Origin of the sequence: uncultured Haliea sp. (assembly GCF_963973825.1) — a bacterium.
In the GTDB taxonomy this organism is placed as follows: domain Bacteria; phylum Pseudomonadota; class Gammaproteobacteria; order Pseudomonadales; family Halieaceae; genus Haliea.
Window position 1 is genome coordinate 1 of the sequence record NZ_CAXBAE010000010.1, and the last position, 17642, is coordinate 17642.

Genomic DNA, 17642 nt, shown 5'->3' on the forward strand with positions numbered 1-17642 from the left:
GATTACTTCTTCCTGAAGATCAAAGCCGCCTTCCCCGGAAATGCGCGATGAACCAAAAAAAAGGGCTGCATCGCTGCAACCCCTTTTTGTCTCGAAAATGGCTCCGCCTGCTGGGCTCGAACCAGCGACCCATTGATTAACAGTCAATTGCTCTACCAACTGAGCTAAGGCGGAATGGTGTTAACCGAGGCCGCGTATGATAATGACGCGCCCCATACAGGTCAACAGCTCGCGGGGTATTTTTCGCAATCTGGCCTGCCCCCGTCTGCGGCTGCAAATCGCCTGCCAGTGGCTCATAATAACTGGTTCGCGAATTATCGGGCCTTTTCTCCATGTCCAAGCCGTTCAAAGTGCATTCCAGCTACGCCCCCGCCGGTGACCAGCCCCGGGCCATCCGGGAACTTGTGGAAGGCGTGAACGCAGGCCTGGCGTCCCAGACACTGCTCGGGGTGACCGGCTCCGGGAAAACCTTCACCATGGCCCATGTGGTGGAGCAGCTGCAGCGTCCCACCATCGTCATGGCCCACAACAAGACGCTGGCGGCGCAGCTCTACGGCGAGTTCAAGGAGTACTTCCCGGACAACGCCGTCGAGTACTTCGTGTCCTACTACGATTACTACCAGCCCGAAGCCTACGTGCCTTCATCGGACACCTTCATCGAGAAGGATGCGTCCGTGAACGAACATATCGAGCAGATGCGCCTGTCGGCGACCAAGGCGCTGATGGAGCGTTCGGATTGCCTCGTGGTGGCCACGGTGTCGGCGATCTACGGTCTCGGTGACCCGAAGTCCTATTTCAAGATGGTGCTGCACCTGTCGCGCGGCGAGATGATTGATCAGCGCCAGGTGCTGCGTCATCTCGCCGAGCTGCAGTACACCCGCAACGATGTCGACTTCCATCGTGGCACCTACCGCGTGCGCGGCGACGTGATCGACATCTACCCCGCAGACTCCGAGCGCGAAGCGGTGCGCGTGGAGCTGTTTGATAATGAGATCGACAATCTCTACTTCTTTGATCCCCTGACAGGTGTGGTCGAGCGCAAGGTGCCGCGGGTGACCATTTTTCCAAAGAGCCACTACGTGACCTCGCGCGATGTAATGCTGGAAGCCGTTGCGCACATCGAGGCCGAGCTCGAGCAGCGTGTTGCGCAGCTCAAGGAGAATGACAAGCTCGTTGAGGCGCAGCGCCTGCAGCAGCGTACGCGCTACGATGTCGAGATGATCCGCGAACTCGGTTACTGCAACGGTGTGGAGAACTATTCGCGCTACCTGTCGGGTCGTGGGCCGGGCGAGCCGCCACCAACCCTGTTCGAATATCTGCCGCAGAATGCGCTGGTGATTATCGACGAGTCCCATGCCACCATTCCGCAGATCGGCGGCATGTACCGCGGTGACCGCTCCCGCAAGGAGACGCTGGTCGAGTACGGCTTTCGCCTTCCCTCTGCGCTGGACAACCGACCACTGCGCTTCGAGGAGTGGGAGCGGCTGGTGCCGCAGGCCCTGTTTGTCTCTGCGACGCCCGGCCCCTACGAGCAGGAGCACGCCGGGCGCACGGTGGAACAGGTGGTGCGCCCTACAGGCCTCATCGACCCGGAACTGGAGGTGCGCCCCGCGACGACCCAGGTGGACGACTTGCTGCAGGAGATCCACAGCACCGTCGCAACGGGTGACCGCGTCCTGGTGACCACACTGACCAAGCGCATGGCGGAGGACCTCACCGAGTACCTCACGGAACACGGTGTCAGGGTGCGTTACCTGCACTCGGATATCGATACCGTAGAGCGGGTGGAGATTATTCGCGACCTGCGTCTGGGTGAGTTTGACGTCCTGGTGGGCATCAACCTGCTGCGCGAAGGCCTGGATATGCCCGAAGTTTCGCTGGTGGCGATCCTCGATGCCGACAAGGAAGGTTTCCTGCGTTCTGACCGGTCTCTTATCCAGACCATCGGGCGCGCGGCGCGCAACCTCAAGGGTCGGGCTATTCTTTATGCCGACAAGGTAACCGGGTCGATGGAGCGGGCGATGGCGGAAACCGCCCGACGCCGGGAGAAGCAGCTGGCGTACAACACCGAGCACGGTATTACCCCCGTGGGTGTAAACAAGTCCGTCAAGGACATCATGGAAGGGGCGCGACGCATGCCCACCCGGGGCCGCGCCAAAGGCAACAAGGTGGCCGAGCAGTCGTTGGCGTTCAGCGCGGATATTGCCCGCCTCAGCCCGGCGGCCCTCGCGCGGAAATTGCAGCAGATGGAAGCGCAAATGCAGGAACATGCGCGCAACCTGGAATTCGAGCAGGCCGCAGCGCTGCGCGACCAGCTGGCAGAGGCCCGCCAGCTCGCATTTCTCAGCTGACCCGTTCGTCGTCCCGGGGCAGCAGCAGGGTAAACACGGCACCGCTGCCATTGTCCCCGGTCGCGGCGTGCGCGCTGCCATGGTGATATTCGGCGATCAGGCGAACCACATACAGCCCCAGCCCGAGGTGCACCGAGTCGGCACTGCGTGATTCGCGCAATGAGACCATAGCCTCGAAGAGGCGACCCTGCATGTCGGAGGGCAGGGCAGGGCCGCTGTTGCAGACGCTGATTGCCCAGTCCGGCCCCTGCGGTAGCAGGCGCACTGCGATTTCGCTGCCACGGGGCGCAAACGATGCGGCGTTGTCGACCAGTTTGTCCAGCGCCTGAACCAGCAGGTCGGCAGCCCCGGTTACCCAGGCGCTCCCGCAGGGTACGGAAAGCGCGACAGTGTGCTCGCGGTATACGTTGCGATAGGCGGCACACAGTGACTCCAGCAGTGGCACCAGGTCCAGTCGCGTGACATCGCGCTGGCGCAGGCTTTCTTCCAGCCGCGTCGCCTCGGTCATGGCGTCGAGTATTCCGCTCAGGCGCGACAGGCCCTGGCGTGCGCGCTGCACGTAGACGTCGCGCTCGCCGGCCAGTTCGTTGGCGGCCAGGTTGTCCAGTGATGACTGGATGACGGCGATGGGGGTGCGCAGCTCGTGGGACAGTTTGCGACTCAGGGTACGCAGGTATTCATTGTACTCATGCAGTTCTTCCAGCAGGCGCGCATAGCTGCGCGACAGGTCGCCGATTTCGTCGCGCGCGCGGCTGCGCGGGAAGCGCGAAAGTTGCACACCTTCACGGCCGAGAACGCGGCTTGCCGCTAGGCTCAGGCGTCGTATGCGCCACGACAGCACGCTGGCGAACAGCAGCAGGCCCAGCGCCGCCGAGGCGAGTGTCAGGGCGCTGTAGCCGAGCAGGCGGCTGAACGCCCGGTCGGTGAGCGACAGATACTGCTCACTGTTCTGCTCCACCACAACAGCACCGATCACCTGTCCCGCATCGCGCACCGGGGCGGCGCCCGCCAACAGGTGCCGCCCTGCGCTGTCCGAGCGGTACCAGTGCTGAACGGTTGTTCCCGCCAGTGCGGCGTTGATTTCTTCCCCTTGCAAATAACCATTCCCTTGTGGCGCTGCCCTGTTGTCAGTGACCTCTTCCGCCAGTATGCGTCGGTATATGGCCTGCAGCAGCCAGAAGGTGTCTCCGTCATCATCGGTGCGGTCCGCGGCGGGTGCCAGCGCCTCCGCGAGTAATCGTCCGTGCCGGTCCGTGACGCGGAGCCGCTGGCCCGGCTGTGCGAACCGCGCCAGATCGGCTTGCAGTGCCTGCGGCGGGTAGATTAGCCAGGGCGGTGCCGTGAGGTCCATGGGGTCGGTATTGCCGGCGGTACGCCAGCCGCTGCTGCGATGCCCGTCGACATCAATGGCATACACACCGAGGCGTTGTCCGGTTATCGACAGTGGCAGTGCGAGCTCCAGCGCATAGCCCTCGCGGGTGTCCTGCCAGAAACCGCGAATCTGCCCGGCATCCACCCCGGGATGGCGCGGGCTGGCGTACTGGGCGCGCACGCTGCCGGGGGCGGGGGTGGCGATGACATAGTCCTGGCGCCTGTTGTCCAGCCAGGTGCGCAGTATCAGCCGGTCACCGTTGGGCTCCGGGCTCAGCCCGGGGTCGTGATAGGTGACGGACTCGTCTGTCACCTGCAGCATCAGGTAGAGCGTGCCGCCGTGCACGCCCGCGCGGTAGTTCAGGCGGGGCACGCGGGTCTCCAAACTGCTGTAGCGCCCCTGAATGGACGTGTCCCAGCCATCTTCATAGCCGTCCAGAAGCGGGGGGCTGTCCAGCATGGGCGCATACAGCGAACCGTCGGGATCATCCGCCGTGCGCAGACGTTCGCGGTTGGGATACAGGGCATCGGGCCGCTCGGCGAGGCTGGCGGCAACGGCGGTAGCGGCTGCGGCGACCGCCTGTGCCTGCCCCTGGCGCAGGGCGATCTCCATTTCCCGCAGGAACTGGCAGCCGGCCCAGGGCAGGGTCAGCAGCAGGAGGCTGACCAGCACGAGTTGTCGACGCAGGTTCACGCCCTAGCTGTCCTGCCAGCGATAGCCCATGCCGTAGGCGGTTTCGATGCAGTCGAAGTCGGGATCGAGTGCGGCGAACTTGCGGCGAATGCGCTTGATGTGCGATGTGATGGTGTTGTCGTCCAGTACGACATTGGCACTGTCCATCAACTGCTGGCGGTTCTTCACATGCCCGGGGTGCCGCGCCAGCGTGTGCACCATCCAGAATTCCGTGACGGTCAGGGGTACCGGTGTGCCGCTCCAGTGTGCGGTCATGCGCTCCAGATTGAGGCTCAGCGCGCCTTGCTCGACGACGTGCTCCTGTAGCTCCGGTGTCCGCAGTGCCTGCACTCTTCGAAACAGGGCAACGATGCGCGCCAGCAGGTGCGCCTGGCTGATGTTCTTGGTCAGGTAGTCGTCGGCGCCCAGGCGCAGGCCGGAGATGACATCCAGTTCACTGTCGCGCGCTGTCAGGAAGACGATGGGCACCACCGGACACAGGCTGCGCAACTCGCGGCACAGTTCAAAACCGCCTTCGATGTCATCCCCCAGTCCCACATCAATGATGGCGAGATCGGGCAGCTGGCGACGGAACGCGTCGCTGGCACTGCGCCGGTCGCCGAACAGCGATACCCGGAAGCCCTGGCGCTGCAGGGCATCGCGGTAATTCGCGGCCAGTGCGGCCTCGTCTTCGACAATGGCAATGTGGTGTCGCATGCAGTGCTACCCGCCGGGAGAGGCTGCCATGGTTCCAGAATCGGGCCGCCCGCTCAAGCGCTGCCACAATTGGTCACAATTCAGCATCAGCCTGCCACAGTGATGCCATCAGATCGACAGCTCCCGGCGCTTCAATAGCGCTGTCTATTACTGAGGGAGAGGTTACGATGGCGATGCATCTGTTGAATCGTGGCGGCACAGAGGAGGTCCTGCTGTGGGTCTGTTTCCGGATCCTGCCGCGATGGCTGGCGGCTTTGGTTTGCCTGTTGGCAGTGAGCGCGGGCACGGCACGAGCCGGCATCGACGAAGCCCCCGGCTCCGGCCAGCTGCTGCTCCAGCACCCGGGATTGCCGCCCGTGCCGGCATTGCTCCAGCACAGCCGCTTCGACGTGCAGGTGGCGGGCATGGTCGCGGTGGTGCGGCTGGAGCAGACTTTCGAGAATGCCAGTGCCGATTGGGTGGAGGGCGTCTATGTTTTTCCGCTGCCGGGTGATGCGGCAGTGCGCGCCATGGACATGCGCGTGGGTGACCGCCGCATTGTCGGCCGGGTGCGTGAGCGGCAGGAGGCGCAGGCGATGTATCGACAGGCGGCCAGCAGCGGGCGCAAGGCCAGCCTGGTCTCGCAGCAGCGGCCCAACCTGTTCCAGAATCGGATAGCGAATGTAGCACCCGGCGAGACGGTGACGGTGGTTCTGGAGTTCGTGCAACCGGTAGCGTTCGCCGACGACGTATTCAGCCTGCGGCTCCCCATGACACTGACTCCGCGCTACATTCCCGGGGTGTCACTGCCGCGGGAAGATGGGGAGCCAGCGGCGCCGGACTATCTGGGGTGGCACCCGGCCACGGACCAGGTGCCTGATGCGCCACTGATCACGGCCTGGCAGCACCCCGCGGAAGGCTCCGATGCCCTGCCGCTGAACCCGGTTTCGATTGCGGTCGAGCTCAATGCCGGTTTGCCCCTCGCTCGCGTGGACACGCCCAGCCACGCCATGCGCCTGTCGCGCGACGGGAACCGCTATGCACTGCAGCTGGCGCGCGGCCCCAGTGAGATGGACCGGGATTTCGTGCTGCGCTGGACGCCCGTCACCGGCAGCGAACCCCGGGCTGCCTTGTTCACGGAAGCCGTAGACGGGGATCACTACGGAATGTTGCTGGTGGTGCCGCCCGGGCTACAGCGGGCAGCGGACACGCCCCCGCGTGAACTCGTGTTCGTGGTGGATACCTCCGGTTCAATGGGCGGCGTGCCGCTGCAGCAGGCGCGCCAGAGCCTCGCCGCTGCGCTGGATGGACTCCGCCCCAGCGATCACTTCAATATCATCGCCTTTGACCATGGGTACCGGTCTCTGTTTCAGGAGGCACGCGCGGCGTCTGCAGACGCGCTGCAGCGAGCGCGCCGGTTTGTCGGCAGGTTGGAAGCCGGGGGCGGTACCGAGATGCTGCCGCCCTTGCGGCATGCCCTTGGCCAGGGGCGCGACAGCAGCGGTGAACGGCTGCGCCAGATTGTGTTTCTCACCGATGGTGCGGTGGGAAATGAACAGGCGATTATCGACATGATCGCAGCGCAACTGGGCGCTTCCCGCCTGTTCACCGTGGGTATCGGCTCGGCGCCGAACAGCTGGTTCCTGCGCAAGGCCGCGGAGCTGGGTCGCGGCCGTCACCTCCATGTGGGGGAGTTGAGTGAGATCAGCGCGCAGATGGACGCGCTGGTGGGGTATCTGGCGGCCCCCCTGTTGACCGATGTGCAGGTGCACTGGCCGCAGGCGGTTGTGGACGCGGCTGGCCCGGTGCCGGACCTGTACGCGGGGGCACCGCTGGTGCGCAGTGTGCGCTTCAATACGCCACCGCAGGGGGGTGTGATCCGGGTGACGGGTAACCTGGCCGGCCAGCCCTGGCAGCAGGAGCTGATGCTGGACGGGCAGACACGGTCGGCAGCCCCCGGGGTCGGCAGCCTGTGGGCGCGTGCACGTATACAGGCGCTGCTGGATGAACGCTTCACCGGCACCCGTGAGGAGGTGATCAGGGCCAATGTCCTCGCGGTCGCGCTGCAACATCAGTTGCTGAGCCCCTACACCAGTTTTATCGCCGTAGAGGAGCGGGTGCAACGCCCCGCCGATGTGCCGCTGAAACCCGACGCCGTGCGCAATACGCGTCCACGTGGACAGGATCCGCAGGGCTTTGCCTATCCGCAAACCGCAACCACTGCCGCGGCGAAACTGTTTATCGCCTGCCTGCTGTTGTTCTTTGCCCTGCTGGTCTGGGTGATGCGCGGACCGGAGCTGGACCATGTGCCCGATGACGCTGCCCAATAAGCAGTGGCGCCGAGTGCTGCTGATGCTGGTGCTGCTGCTGGCAGCCTGGCAACTCGCCGGCGCCGGGTGGATACACGCCAAGGCCATGCTTGCCCAGCACCTGCTGGCACGCGCCTGGGAGCATACCCGGGAGGAGGGCGTGCCGCACAAGCCCTGGCCCTGGGCAGACACCTGGCCGGCGGCACGCCTGCAGGCACCTGCATTGGGCGCTGACTACCATGTGCTCGCCGGCACTTCCGGTCAGGCGCTGGCCTTCGGTCCGGGGTTGCATGAAGCTTTCGACGGGTCAGCGGAGCGCTGGACTGTTATCGCCGGACATCGCGACACGCACTTCCGCTTCCTGCAGGCGCTGCAGCCCGGCATGACCCTGCGACTGGAGGACATCGCAGGACGGGTTCGACACTTTCGGGTGGTTGCCATCCGTGTGGTGGACAGCCGTGTGGAGACGCTGCAGCCGCCTGCATCAGGCGCCGACGGCCTGCTGCTGGTGACCTGCTATCCCTTTGACAGCTGGCAGACCAACGGGCCGCTACGCTATGTCGTTGAGGCGCAGCCTAGTCCAGCAGCTCGCCGACCTGTTCGGGACTCAGGGGATGGCTGAAATAGTAGCCCTGGCCCTGAATACCGTGCTGGTGGCGAATAAAATCGGCCTGCTCTGCATTCTCGATGCCCTTGGCGACGACCTTCATGCCCAGTGCCCGGCCCATGGCGATCACGGTGTTGGCAATGATCGCCTGCTCCGGGTCGCCCGGTACGTCGCGCATGAAAGCGGCGTCAATTTTCAGCGTTGTGACGGGCAGGGCGCGCAAGTACTCAAGGGCGGCGTAGCCCGACCCGAAGTCATCCACAGCGATGTCGACGCCCAGGGCAATCAGCGCCTTCAGGCAATCCCTGGCCACCGGTCGCTCGCCCAGCAGGGCCAGCTCCTTGATTTCGATCTGCAGATGATGGGCGGGAATGGCATAGTCGTGCAGTAGGCTGGCCACGGCCTCTGGCAGGGTTTCGTCGGTGAGTGAGTGAATGCTCAGATTCACGCTCACTGCCCCCGGATCATGCCTCTCCTCCAGCCAGCGGTGCAATTGCCGACACGCCGACTCCAGCGACCAGCGATCGAGGCGGCGGGCCAGCCCCGCCTGTTCCGCCAGCGTGATAAAACGCTGGGGCCCCAGGCTGTCGCGCCCCGGGCGAGGCCAGCGGGCCAGAGCCTCTACGCCGACGCTGCGCCCGGTCTCGCAATCGAACTGGGGTTGGTAGAGCTGGGTCAGGCTGTTGTCTTCCAGCGCAGCGCGCAGGGCCTCAATCAGCTCAAGGTGCTCCATCGCCGCGCGGGTCATGTCCGCCGTGTAGAAGCGCCAGTCATTGCGGCCCTGTTGTTTGGCCCGGTACATCGCCGTGTCGGCGTAACTGAGCAGGCGGGAGGCGTTGTCGGCGTCATCCGGGAAGATGCTGATACCGATACTGCAGCTGATCACCACTTCCGTACCCTGCAGGTCGAAGGGGGTGCACATGTCGTTCATCAGTTTTCGGGCAACGCCCGATGCGCTGTCAATACTCTCCAGATCGTCGAGCACGACCACGAACTCATCGCCGCCAACCCGCGCCAGAGTATCGCTCTCGCGCAGTGTGCCCTGCAGGCGCCGGGATGCCAACTGCAGCAGCAGGTCACCCGCTGCGTGCCCGAGAGTATCATTGACATCCTTGAACCGGTCGAGGTCGATGAACATCACGCCCATGCGCTGCTGGTTGCGCCTGGCAGAACGCACACTCTGCTCGAGCAGCTTGTCGAGCAGCGCACGGTTGGCGAGGCCGGTCAGGGCGTCGTAGTGAGCCATGGACTCCAGCTGTTTCCGCGCTTCGTGCAGCTCGCTGAAGTTACGCACGACACACACGGCCTGCTGGTGGTCACGCAGCGCGCTGATGCGCGCCTCGAACCAGGCATCCGCACCGCGGACGGAGAGCTGGTATTCGAAGGTGACCACGTTATCGGTCTGCGCGGCCTCGCTGAGGGCCTGTACGAACTGTGCAGCGACGGGTGCCGGCAGTACCTCTTCGACGTGTCGATCGAGAAAAGCCTCTGGCGGCACATACAGCTGATCCAGCTGGCGGCCGCGAAAATCCTTGATGACCCCGTCCAGACTCACGAGAAAATAGAGATCCGGCATGGCCTCAAAGAGGGCGCTGAGGAAGTCAATCTGCAGGTACTGCTGGGGGATCTGCGAGGAATTCACGACAGCGGCCGGCCTGGCAGGGGTGCAACTGGCTGCCGGAAGGCCCGACGAGGCCTGCCGGGTAGTGTCCTGAGCGCTCTGGTTCCCTGCATGGTGCCGCTCTCGAAGTGGGTGCGCGTGCCGGAGCCACTATAGAACACGTGGCGCCGATTTACTGCACACGCCGCGCTTTACAATCATGAGCAGCCTGTGCTCGCAGTGCCCGCGAGCGCCGGGCAGGCTGTAGTTTGTGACCTGTCGCGCGGCTTGTGTTATGCTGCGCGGCCCGATTTTCGGCGAAATGGGGCTGCACGAACACTGATCCTCAGCCTCCGATTGTAGCCCGCTCACGTGGCCTTTAGTAGGGGTCACCACTGACACCAAGGAAAACGCATGCTTTCTATTACCCTCCCCGACGGCAGCCAACGTCAGTTCGAGGCACCCGTATCGGTTCACGATGTCGCCAGCGCGATTGGTCCGGGCCTGGCCAAGGCCGCACTGGCAGGTGTTGTGGACGGGCAGCCGGTGGATACCAGCCATATCATTGACCGCGATGCCAGCCTGGCGATTATCACGGAGCGCGACGAGGCGGGCCTTGAGGTGATACGGCATTCCACAGCGCACCTGCTGGCCATGGCGGTACAGGAACTGTTCCCTGGCACCCAGGTGACTATCGGCCCCGTGATCGAAGATGGCTTTTACTACGATTTTGCCAGCGGCCACCACTTCACCCCGGAAGATCTCGAGAAGATCGAGCAGCGCATGGAGCAGATCGTCGCCGACGACCTGCCTGTGGAGCGACTGGTGATGGGGCGCGAGCGCGCCATCGAACTGTTCCGCAACATGGGCGAGCACTACAAGGTGCAGATTATCGAAAGCCTGCCGGCAGGCGAGGAGCTGTCCATCTACCAGCAGGGCCCCTGGATGGACCTGTGCCGCGGGCCGCACGTGCCCAGCACCGGCAAGCTCAAGGCCTTCAAGCTGACCAAGGTCGCGGGCGCCTACTGGCGCGGCGACTCCAACAACGAAATGTTGCAGCGTATCTACGGCACTGCCTGGGCCAACAAGAAACAGCTCAAGGAATACCTCACCCGCATCGAAGAGGCAGAAAAGCGCGATCACCGCAAGATCGGCAAGAAACTGGACCTCTTCCACACGCAGGAGGAGGCCCCGGGGATGGTGTTCTGGCACCCGGATGGTTGGACGCTGTACCAGGCGATCGAACAGTACATGCGGCAGGCGCAGCGCGCTCAGGGCTACCAGGAAATCCGCACGCCACAGCTTGTGGATATGTCGCTGTGGGAGCGTTCCGGGCATGCCGACAAATTCGGCGATGACATGTTTATGCTGCAGGCGGAAGATCGCCAGTTCGCAGTCAAGCCGATGAACTGCCCCTGCCACGTGCAGGTGTTCAATCAGGGTTTGAAGTCCTACCGCGACCTGCCGCTCAGGCTGGCCGAATTTGGCAGCTGTCACCGCAATGAACCCTCCGGCTCACTGCACGGCATCATGCGCGTGCGCGGTTTCACCCAGGACGATGCGCACATCTTCTGCACCGAGGAGCAGATCCAGCCCGAAGTGGCAGCGTTCATCGATTTCCTGCACGCCGTCTATGCTGATTTCGGTTTCAGCGAGGTCATCTACCGGCTGTCGACCAGGCCGGCGCAGCGCGTGGGCTCCGATGCCGACTGGGACCGGGCCGAAAAAGCCCTGGCGGACGCCCTCGACGCCCATGCGTTGCCCTGGCAGGAGCTGCCCGGCGAAGGGGCATTTTACGGGCCGAAGATCGAGTTTTCGCTGAAGGACTGCATTGGTCGCGTGTGGCAGCTGGGTACGATCCAGGTTGATTTTTCCATGCCGGGGCGTCTCGGCGCACAATATGTCGCCGAGGACGGCTCGCGGCAGGTGCCCGTGATGTTGCACCGCGCCATCCTGGGTTCGTTCGAGCGTTTCATCGGGATTCTCATCGAGCACTACGAGGGCGTATTCCCCACCTGGCTGGCGCCTACCCAGGCGGTTGTGCTGAATATCACGGATAAACAGTCCGAATATGCCCGATTTGTGGAAGATTCCTTGAAAAACAAGGGCTTTCGGGTCCAATCGGACTTGAGAAATGAGAAGATCGGCTTTAAAATCCGCGAGCACACTCTCCGTAAGGTGCCCTACCTGTTGGTGGTAGGGGATAAAGAGGTGGAAACACAGACTGTGGCCGTGAGGGCTCGTCGTGGTGAAGACCTGGGTTCAATGAGCCTGGAAGCGCTGCAAGCGCTGATCGCCAACGATGTAGCGCGTCGCGGCCGTATTGTATTGGAGAATCAGCATTAAGAAAGACATGGGAAAGGGCGCCTCCAAAAAAGCCCTGATAAATGACCAGATTACTGTCAGCCCCGTCCGCCTGATTGGCCCCGACGGTGAGCAAGTGGGTATTGTGCCCCTTAAAGAGGCGCTGGCCGTCGCGGAAGGCGCCGGTGAAGACCTCGTGCTGATCGCCGATTCCGATCCGCCTGTCTGCAAGGTGATGGATTACGGCAAGCATATCTTCGAAGCGAAGAAGCAGAAGAACCTGCAGAAAAAGAAGCAGAAACGAACACAAGTCAAGGAAATGAAGTTTCGTCCAGGGACGGAGGAAGGAGACTACCAGGTAAAACTACGCAACCTGGTGCGTTTTCTGGAGCAAGGCGATAAGGCCAAGGTCACGTTGCGTTTTCGCGGTCGTGAAATGGCTCACCAGGAAATCGGCATGGAGCTACTCAAGCGGGTAGAAGCTGATCTGGCCGAATTGGGCGCCGTCGAGCAATTCCCGAAAATGGAAGGCCGACAGTTGACCATGGTGATCGCACCCAAGAAGAAGAACTAGGGCCTGTGAATGCCTTTTTTCTTCACTTTTTATTGATGCCAATGCGGAGTATCTGACGATGCCAAAAGCAAAAATTCACAGCGGGGCGGCCAAGCGTTTCAAGAAAACGGCTGGCGGCTACAAGCGCAAAAGCGCTTACAAGAGCCACATCCTGACCAAGATGACCACCAAGCGCAAGCGCCAGCTGCGCGGAACCTCCATGGTTCACGCCAGCGACAAGGTGCACGTAGACCGCATGATGCGGGCCTGCTGACGCTTACCCATCTGACATTAGGAGTAGACTATGCCTCGCGTAAAACGTGGTGTAACGGCACATCGCCGTCACAAGAAAATCCTGAAACAGGCCAAGGGTTACTACGGTGCCCGCAGCCGCGTGTTTCGTGTTGCCAAGCAGGCTGTTACCAAGGCCGGCCAGTATGCATACCGTGACCGCCGTCAGCGCAAGCGTCAGTTCCGCGCGCTGTGGATCACGCGTATCAATGCCCAGTCCCGTGCCAACGGCCTGAGCTACAGCCGCCTGATCAACGGCCTGAAGAAAGCCGATATCGGCCTGGATCGTCGTGTCCTGTCGGACCTGGCGGTGCATGACAAGCCGGCTTTTGCAGCGATTGTGGAGCAAGCGAAGGCCGCTCTGGCCTGAGCCCACCCTGCCGCCTGTGCGGCTCGCTGGTGATACGAGAAAGACCAGAAGAGGGAAAGGGCAGAGCTCTTTCCCTTTTTTGTTTGTGGGCGCCATGCGCAGATTGAATACATTTACAGTGGATTAAACGAACACATGGACAACCTGACACCTCTGGCTGAAGAGGCCAAGAATGCCATTGCCAGTGCCGCTGACAGTGCGGCGCTGGAGCAGTTGCGCGTCGACTTTCTCGGCAAGAAAGGGCGCGTCACCGAGCTGCTCAAAGGCCTCGGTCAGCTGTCCGCAGAGGAGCGGCCGGCTGCGGGCGCCAGGATCAATGTGGTCAAACAGGAGCTGCAGGCGCTGATCAACGAGCGCAAGGTCGCACTCGAAGCCGCAGCGCTCGCCGAGCAGCTCGGGCGGGAAACGCTCGATGTAACGCTGCCGGGCCGCGGTCAGAGCACGGGTGGCATACACCCTGTAACCCGCACCATCGAACGTATGGAAGACTTTTTCGCCGCCGTCGGGTTTGAAGTGGTCGAAGGCCCGGAGATCGAGGATGACTACCATAACTTCGAGGCGCTGAATATTCCGGCCCACCACCCGGCCCGGGCGATGCACGACACTTTCTATGTCGATTCGACGACAGTGCTGCGCACGCACACCTCACCCGTTCAGGTGCGGGTGATGGAGAACAACCAGCCACCGCTGCGGGTGATATGCCCCGGGCGCGTGTACCGCTGTGACTCCGACCTCACCCACACGCCCATGTTTCACCAGGTTGAGGGGTTGTTGGTCGATGAGCGCTCCAGTTTTGCGGACCTCAAGGGTCTGATAGAGGATTTCCTGCGCGTGTTCTTCGAGAAGGACCTGTCCGTGCGATTCCGGCCGTCCTATTTCCCCTTCACCGAGCCCTCGGCCGAGGTGGATATCCAGTGTGTGAACTGTGCCGGCGCGGGATGTCGGGTGTGCAGCCAGACCGGCTGGCTTGAGGTGATGGGCTGCGGCATGGTGCATCCGAGGGTGCTGGAGGGCTCTGGCATTGACCCGGAGCGCTACACCGGGTTCGCCTTCGGCATGGGCGTGGAGCGCCTCGCGATGCTGCGCTACGGCGTCAATGATTTGCGCCTGTTTTTTGAAAACGACCTGCGCTTCCTTGAGCAGTTCTAGCAGACCACGGAGAGACAATCAGTGAAAATCAGCGAACAATGGCTCCGTGAATGGGTCGACCCGGCGCTCTCCACCGATGAGCTGGCGCACCAGATCACCATGGCCGGGCTGGAAGTTGATGCCGTAGAGCCGGTGGCCGGGCATTTCAGCGATGTGGTGGTGGCTGAAATCCTGCAAGCGGTGCAGCATCCGGATGCCGACAAACTGCGTGTGTGCACCGTCGATGCGGGAAGTGAGACGGTACAGATCGTCTGTGGTGCACCCAACGCTCGCGCGGGCATCAAAGTGCCGCTGGCCCGTGTGGGTGCCGTGCTCCCGGGCGATTTCAAGATCAAGAAAGCGAAACTGCGGGGTGTGGAATCCCGCGGTATGTTGTGTGCGGAAGCCGAGCTCGGGCTGTCTGATGCCAATGAAGGCCTGATGGAGCTGCCAGTGGATGCGCCCGTGGGTGCGGACCTGCGGGGCTACCTGCAGTTGGACGACCACCTGATCGAAATCGGCCTCACGCCGAATCGGGCAGACTGCCTCGGCATCGCAGGTATCGCCCGCGAAGTGGGCCTGCTCAACCAGCTGCCGGTGGCGGCGGCTTCCTGCGAGCCGGTAGCGGCGACCATTACCGATGCACTCACCGTGACCCTGGAGGCGCCAGAGCGTTGCCCGCGCTATGTCGGGCGCGTCATTCGCAACGTGGATGTCTCGCGGCCATCACCGCTTTGGCTGCAGGAAAAACTCCGCCGCTGCGGTTTGCGCAGCATCGATGCGGTGGTGGATGTCACCAACTACGTGCTGCTCGAACTCGGCCAGCCGATGCATGCCTTCGATCTGGACGCGCTGCACGAGGGTATTGTGGTGCGCACCGCACGCGCTGGCGAATCCCTGCAACTGCTGGATGGCCAGACTGTTGACCTGCGCCCCGACACGTTGGTGATTGCAGACCACCGCGGCCCCCTGGCCATGGCCGGCATCATGGGTGGTGAGCCCAGTTCAGTGGGCGAAGCCACCAGGCACCTGTTTCTCGAGTCAGCCTTTTTCGCACCGGGCCACCTGGCGGGGGAAGCACGCCGCTACGGTTTGCACACCGACTCCTCGCACCGCTTCGAGCGCGGTGTCGATTTCGCCCTGCAGCGTCGTGCGCTGGAGCGCGCAACGCAGTTGATACTCGACGTTGTCGGAGGTGAGGCGGGCCCGGTGGTAGAAACGGTAGTCGAAGCGCACTTGCCCGAGCGACCTGACGTTGTGCTGCGCCGTGCGCGCATCCGCCGTCTGCTCGGCTTTGAGCTTGTCGACGCCGAGGTTGAACGTATCCTGACGGGATTGGGCCTCGGCGTATCGGCGCTGGAAGACGGGTGGCGCTGTAGCATACCGAGCTGGCGGTTCGACATCAGCATCGAGGCCGATCTGCTGGAGGAGCTGGCGCGGGTATACGGCTACAACCGCCTGCCGGTCAGTCACGTGCAGGCGGATCTGGTGATTCCCGCGCAGCCGGAAGCGAAGCTCTCACTGCGCAGCGTGCGTCGGCACCTTGCTGCGCGCGGCTATCGCGAGGCGATTACCTATAGCTTTGTCGACCGCAAGTTGCAGCAGCTGTTTGATCCCGACGTGATGCCCATCGCGCTGGAGAATCCCATCTCTGCCGAGATGGGCGTGATGCGCAGCAGCCTGCTGCCGGGGCTGGTCGGCGCCGTGCAACGCAGCGTGCATCGCCAGCAGCCGCGCGTGCGCCTGTTCGAAACCGGCCTGCGATTTTTGCCCGGTTCGGAAGGCAACGGCCTGCAAGGGCTGCGCCAGACCCCATCGCTGGGCATGGTGATCAGCGGCCGGCGTTTCGACGAGTCCTGGTCTGTGGCCTCTGTTGCAGCGGATTTCTACGACATGAAGGGCGACGTTGAGAGTGTGCTGGGGCTTGGTCGCTGTGCCGGGCAGTTCAGCTTTGCCGCCGCGACGCACCCGGCGCTGCACCCTGGACAGACAGCCGCCATCAGCCGCAATGGCAAGCAGGTAGGGGTTGTCGGTGCCCTGCACCCGGATGTGCTGGGGGCGCTGGATATCAGCGGCCCCGTGCTGGTCTGTGAACTGGATCTGGATGCGCTGCTGAGCGCGCAACTGCCCGCCTTCAGCGAGCTGTCACGGTTCCCTGAAGTGCGCCGTGATATTGCTGTGATCGTCGACAAGGAGGTACCGGCCGCTGAACTCATGCAGCATGTGAGAGCGGCGGCAGGGGCTTACCTGCGTCAGTTAAGGTTGTTTGATGTCTATGAGGGCAAAGGTATTGATCCTAAAAGAAAAAGCCTTGCATTTGGTTTGACTTTCAGGGATCAATCGCGCACTCTAAGCGACGATGTGGTTAACCAGTCCATGAATCAAGTTATTGATTCTTTGGAAAAAAACTATAACGCTGAGCTCAGGAACCAGGCGCTGTAACAACGATGACCGCTCTCACCAAATCTGAAATGGCTGAACGCCTGTTTGAAGAGCTGGGGCTCAACAAACGAGAGGCCAAGGAGATCGTGGAGCTGTTTTTCGAGGAAATCCGCGCCAGTCTGGAGGGTAACGAGCAGGTAAAGCTTTCCGGCTTCGGGAATTTCGACCTGCGCGACAAGAGCCAGCGCCCTGGTCGCAACCCCAAGACCGGTGAGGAAATCCCGATTTCGGCGCGACGGGTGGTCACCTTCCGTCCCGGGCAAAAGTTGAAGGCGCGAGTAGAAGAGTATGCTGGAACCGAGTCACAATAACGAACTGCCGGCCATCCCCGGCAAGCGCTACTTCACCATCGGGGAAGTCAGCGAACTGTGTGCGGTGAAACCGCACGTGCTGCGTTACTGGGAACAGGAATTTCCCCAGTTGAAACCGGTCAAACGCCGCGGCAACCGTCGCTACTACCAGCGCGAGGATGTGCTGACCATCCGCCAGATCCGCAGCCTGCTGTATGACCAGGGTTACACCATCGGCGGCGCGCGGCAACGCATGACCACTGAAGAGCCCGATGCACTGCAGCTGGACATACAGGCGGTCATCAAGGAGACCATCGAAGAGCTGGAAGATGTGCTGAAGGTGCTCGCGCCGGGCAAATAGGCTTGTCATCAGGGGCTCATTCAGTATAATGCCGGCCTCGCATTCGCGACTTCTCGGGGCGTAGCGCAGCCTGGTAGCGCACCACACTGGGGGTGTGGTGGTCGCAGGTTCAAATCCTGCCGTCCCGACCAATTTGCACTGTAATATCTGCATCTTGCAAACGACCTTCCGGGGTCGTTTTTTGTGTTCGGGGGAAATTCGGGCTCTACCCACTTGACGGGGGATGCGCCGATCTTCACTAAACCCCTACGCCGCCCGGAGCAAGATCACTGCGGTTAAAAAAACTCTGACGAGAG

14 protein-coding genes and 2 tRNA genes are annotated in these 17642 nt (G+C 62.6%); 12 read left to right on the forward strand and 4 right to left on the reverse strand.

Going from position 1 to position 17642, the window contains the following annotated elements; genetic code table 11:
• Positions 1-98: 98 nt before the first annotated feature.
• Positions 99-174: transfer RNA gene (locus AACZ17_RS12085), tRNA-Asn, on the reverse strand.
• Between the two features lie 158 nt (positions 175-332).
• On the opposite strand from AACZ17_RS12085, the gene uvrB reads away from it, so the two are divergent.
• Positions 333-2351 (forward strand): excinuclease ABC subunit UvrB, encoded by a 2019-nt coding sequence (gene uvrB, locus AACZ17_RS12090; RefSeq protein ID WP_290739753.1) that lies wholly within the window; start codon positions 333-335, stop codon positions 2349-2351.
• Here the strand turns inward: uvrB and AACZ17_RS12095 are convergent.
• Together AACZ17_RS12095 and pdsR are read right to left on the reverse strand one after the other, a co-directional pair.
• The gene (locus AACZ17_RS12095; protein ID WP_290739756.1) at positions 2344-4416 is read right to left on the reverse strand and encodes an ATP-binding protein; all 2073 of its coding nucleotides are present in this window, start codon (positions 4414-4416) and stop codon (positions 2344-2346) included. The genes uvrB and AACZ17_RS12095 overlap by 8 nt on opposite strands.
• 3 nt (positions 4417-4419) lie before the next feature.
• Positions 4420-5112, reverse strand: coding sequence for a proteobacterial dedicated sortase system response regulator (pdsR, locus tag AACZ17_RS12100; RefSeq protein WP_290739759.1), 693 nt, complete (start codon positions 5110-5112; stop codon positions 4420-4422).
• 167 nt (positions 5113-5279) lie between these two features.
• Between pdsR and AACZ17_RS12105 the strand changes: the two genes are divergently transcribed.
• A complete protein-coding gene (locus AACZ17_RS12105; RefSeq protein ID WP_290739762.1) occupies positions 5280-7421 on the forward strand; it encodes a marine proteobacterial sortase target protein in 2142 nt (713 codons plus the stop codon).
• Positions 7405-8022: a class GN sortase gene (locus AACZ17_RS12110; protein ID WP_290739765.1), complete on the forward strand. Its 618-nt coding sequence runs from the start codon at positions 7405-7407 to the stop codon at positions 8020-8022. The genes AACZ17_RS12105 and AACZ17_RS12110 overlap by 17 nt, the downstream gene beginning before the upstream one ends.
• Here the strand turns inward: AACZ17_RS12110 and AACZ17_RS12115 are convergent.
• Positions 7976-9649 (reverse strand): EAL domain-containing protein, encoded by a 1674-nt coding sequence (locus AACZ17_RS12115; protein WP_290739768.1) that lies wholly within the window; start codon positions 9647-9649, stop codon positions 7976-7978. The two genes, AACZ17_RS12110 and AACZ17_RS12115, sit on opposite strands and share 47 nt — an antisense overlap.
• Before the next feature lie 372 nt (positions 9650-10021).
• Here AACZ17_RS12115 and thrS point away from each other — a divergent pair, with 372 nt between their 5' ends.
• The 9 genes from thrS (at position 10022) to AACZ17_RS12160 (ending at position 17477) form a co-directional block, all read left to right on the forward strand.
• On the forward strand, positions 10022-11953 hold the full coding sequence (gene thrS, locus AACZ17_RS12120; RefSeq protein ID WP_290739771.1) for a threonine--tRNA ligase: 1932 nt from the start codon (positions 10022-10024) through the stop codon (positions 11951-11953).
• Complete coding sequence (infC, locus tag AACZ17_RS12125; protein WP_290740155.1) at positions 11949-12485, forward strand: translation initiation factor IF-3; 537 nt, start codon at positions 11949-11951, stop codon at positions 12483-12485. Before thrS ends, infC begins: the two co-directional genes overlap by 5 nt.
• 58 nt (positions 12486-12543) lie before the next feature.
• The gene (rpmI, locus tag AACZ17_RS12130; RefSeq protein ID WP_123035199.1) at positions 12544-12738 is read left to right on the forward strand and encodes a 50S ribosomal protein L35; all 195 of its coding nucleotides are present in this window, start codon (positions 12544-12546) and stop codon (positions 12736-12738) included.
• Positions 12739-12768: 30 nt separating this feature from the next.
• Positions 12769-13125, forward strand: coding sequence for a 50S ribosomal protein L20 (rplT, locus tag AACZ17_RS12135; protein ID WP_027949006.1), 357 nt, complete (start codon positions 12769-12771; stop codon positions 13123-13125).
• 135 nt (positions 13126-13260) lie between these two features.
• Positions 13261-14274 (forward strand): phenylalanine--tRNA ligase subunit alpha, encoded by a 1014-nt coding sequence (gene pheS, locus AACZ17_RS12140; RefSeq protein WP_290739779.1) that lies wholly within the window; start codon positions 13261-13263, stop codon positions 14272-14274.
• A 21-nt stretch (positions 14275-14295) separates the two neighbouring features.
• A complete protein-coding gene (gene pheT, locus AACZ17_RS12145; RefSeq protein WP_290739782.1) occupies positions 14296-16695 on the forward strand; it encodes a phenylalanine--tRNA ligase subunit beta in 2400 nt (799 codons plus the stop codon).
• Between the two features lie 5 nt (positions 16696-16700).
• Positions 16701-17006: an integration host factor subunit alpha gene (ihfA, locus tag AACZ17_RS12150; protein WP_101521943.1), complete on the forward strand. Its 306-nt coding sequence runs from the start codon at positions 16701-16703 to the stop codon at positions 17004-17006.
• Positions 16984-17346 carry a MerR family transcriptional regulator gene (locus AACZ17_RS12155; RefSeq protein WP_290739789.1) on the forward strand — a complete coding sequence of 121 codons (363 nt, stop codon included), beginning with the start codon at positions 16984-16986 and terminating at the stop codon, positions 17344-17346. Before ihfA ends, AACZ17_RS12155 begins: the two co-directional genes overlap by 23 nt.
• A 54-nt stretch (positions 17347-17400) precedes the next feature.
• Positions 17401-17477: transfer RNA gene (locus AACZ17_RS12160), tRNA-Pro, on the forward strand.
• Positions 17478-17642 lie beyond the last annotated feature (165 nt).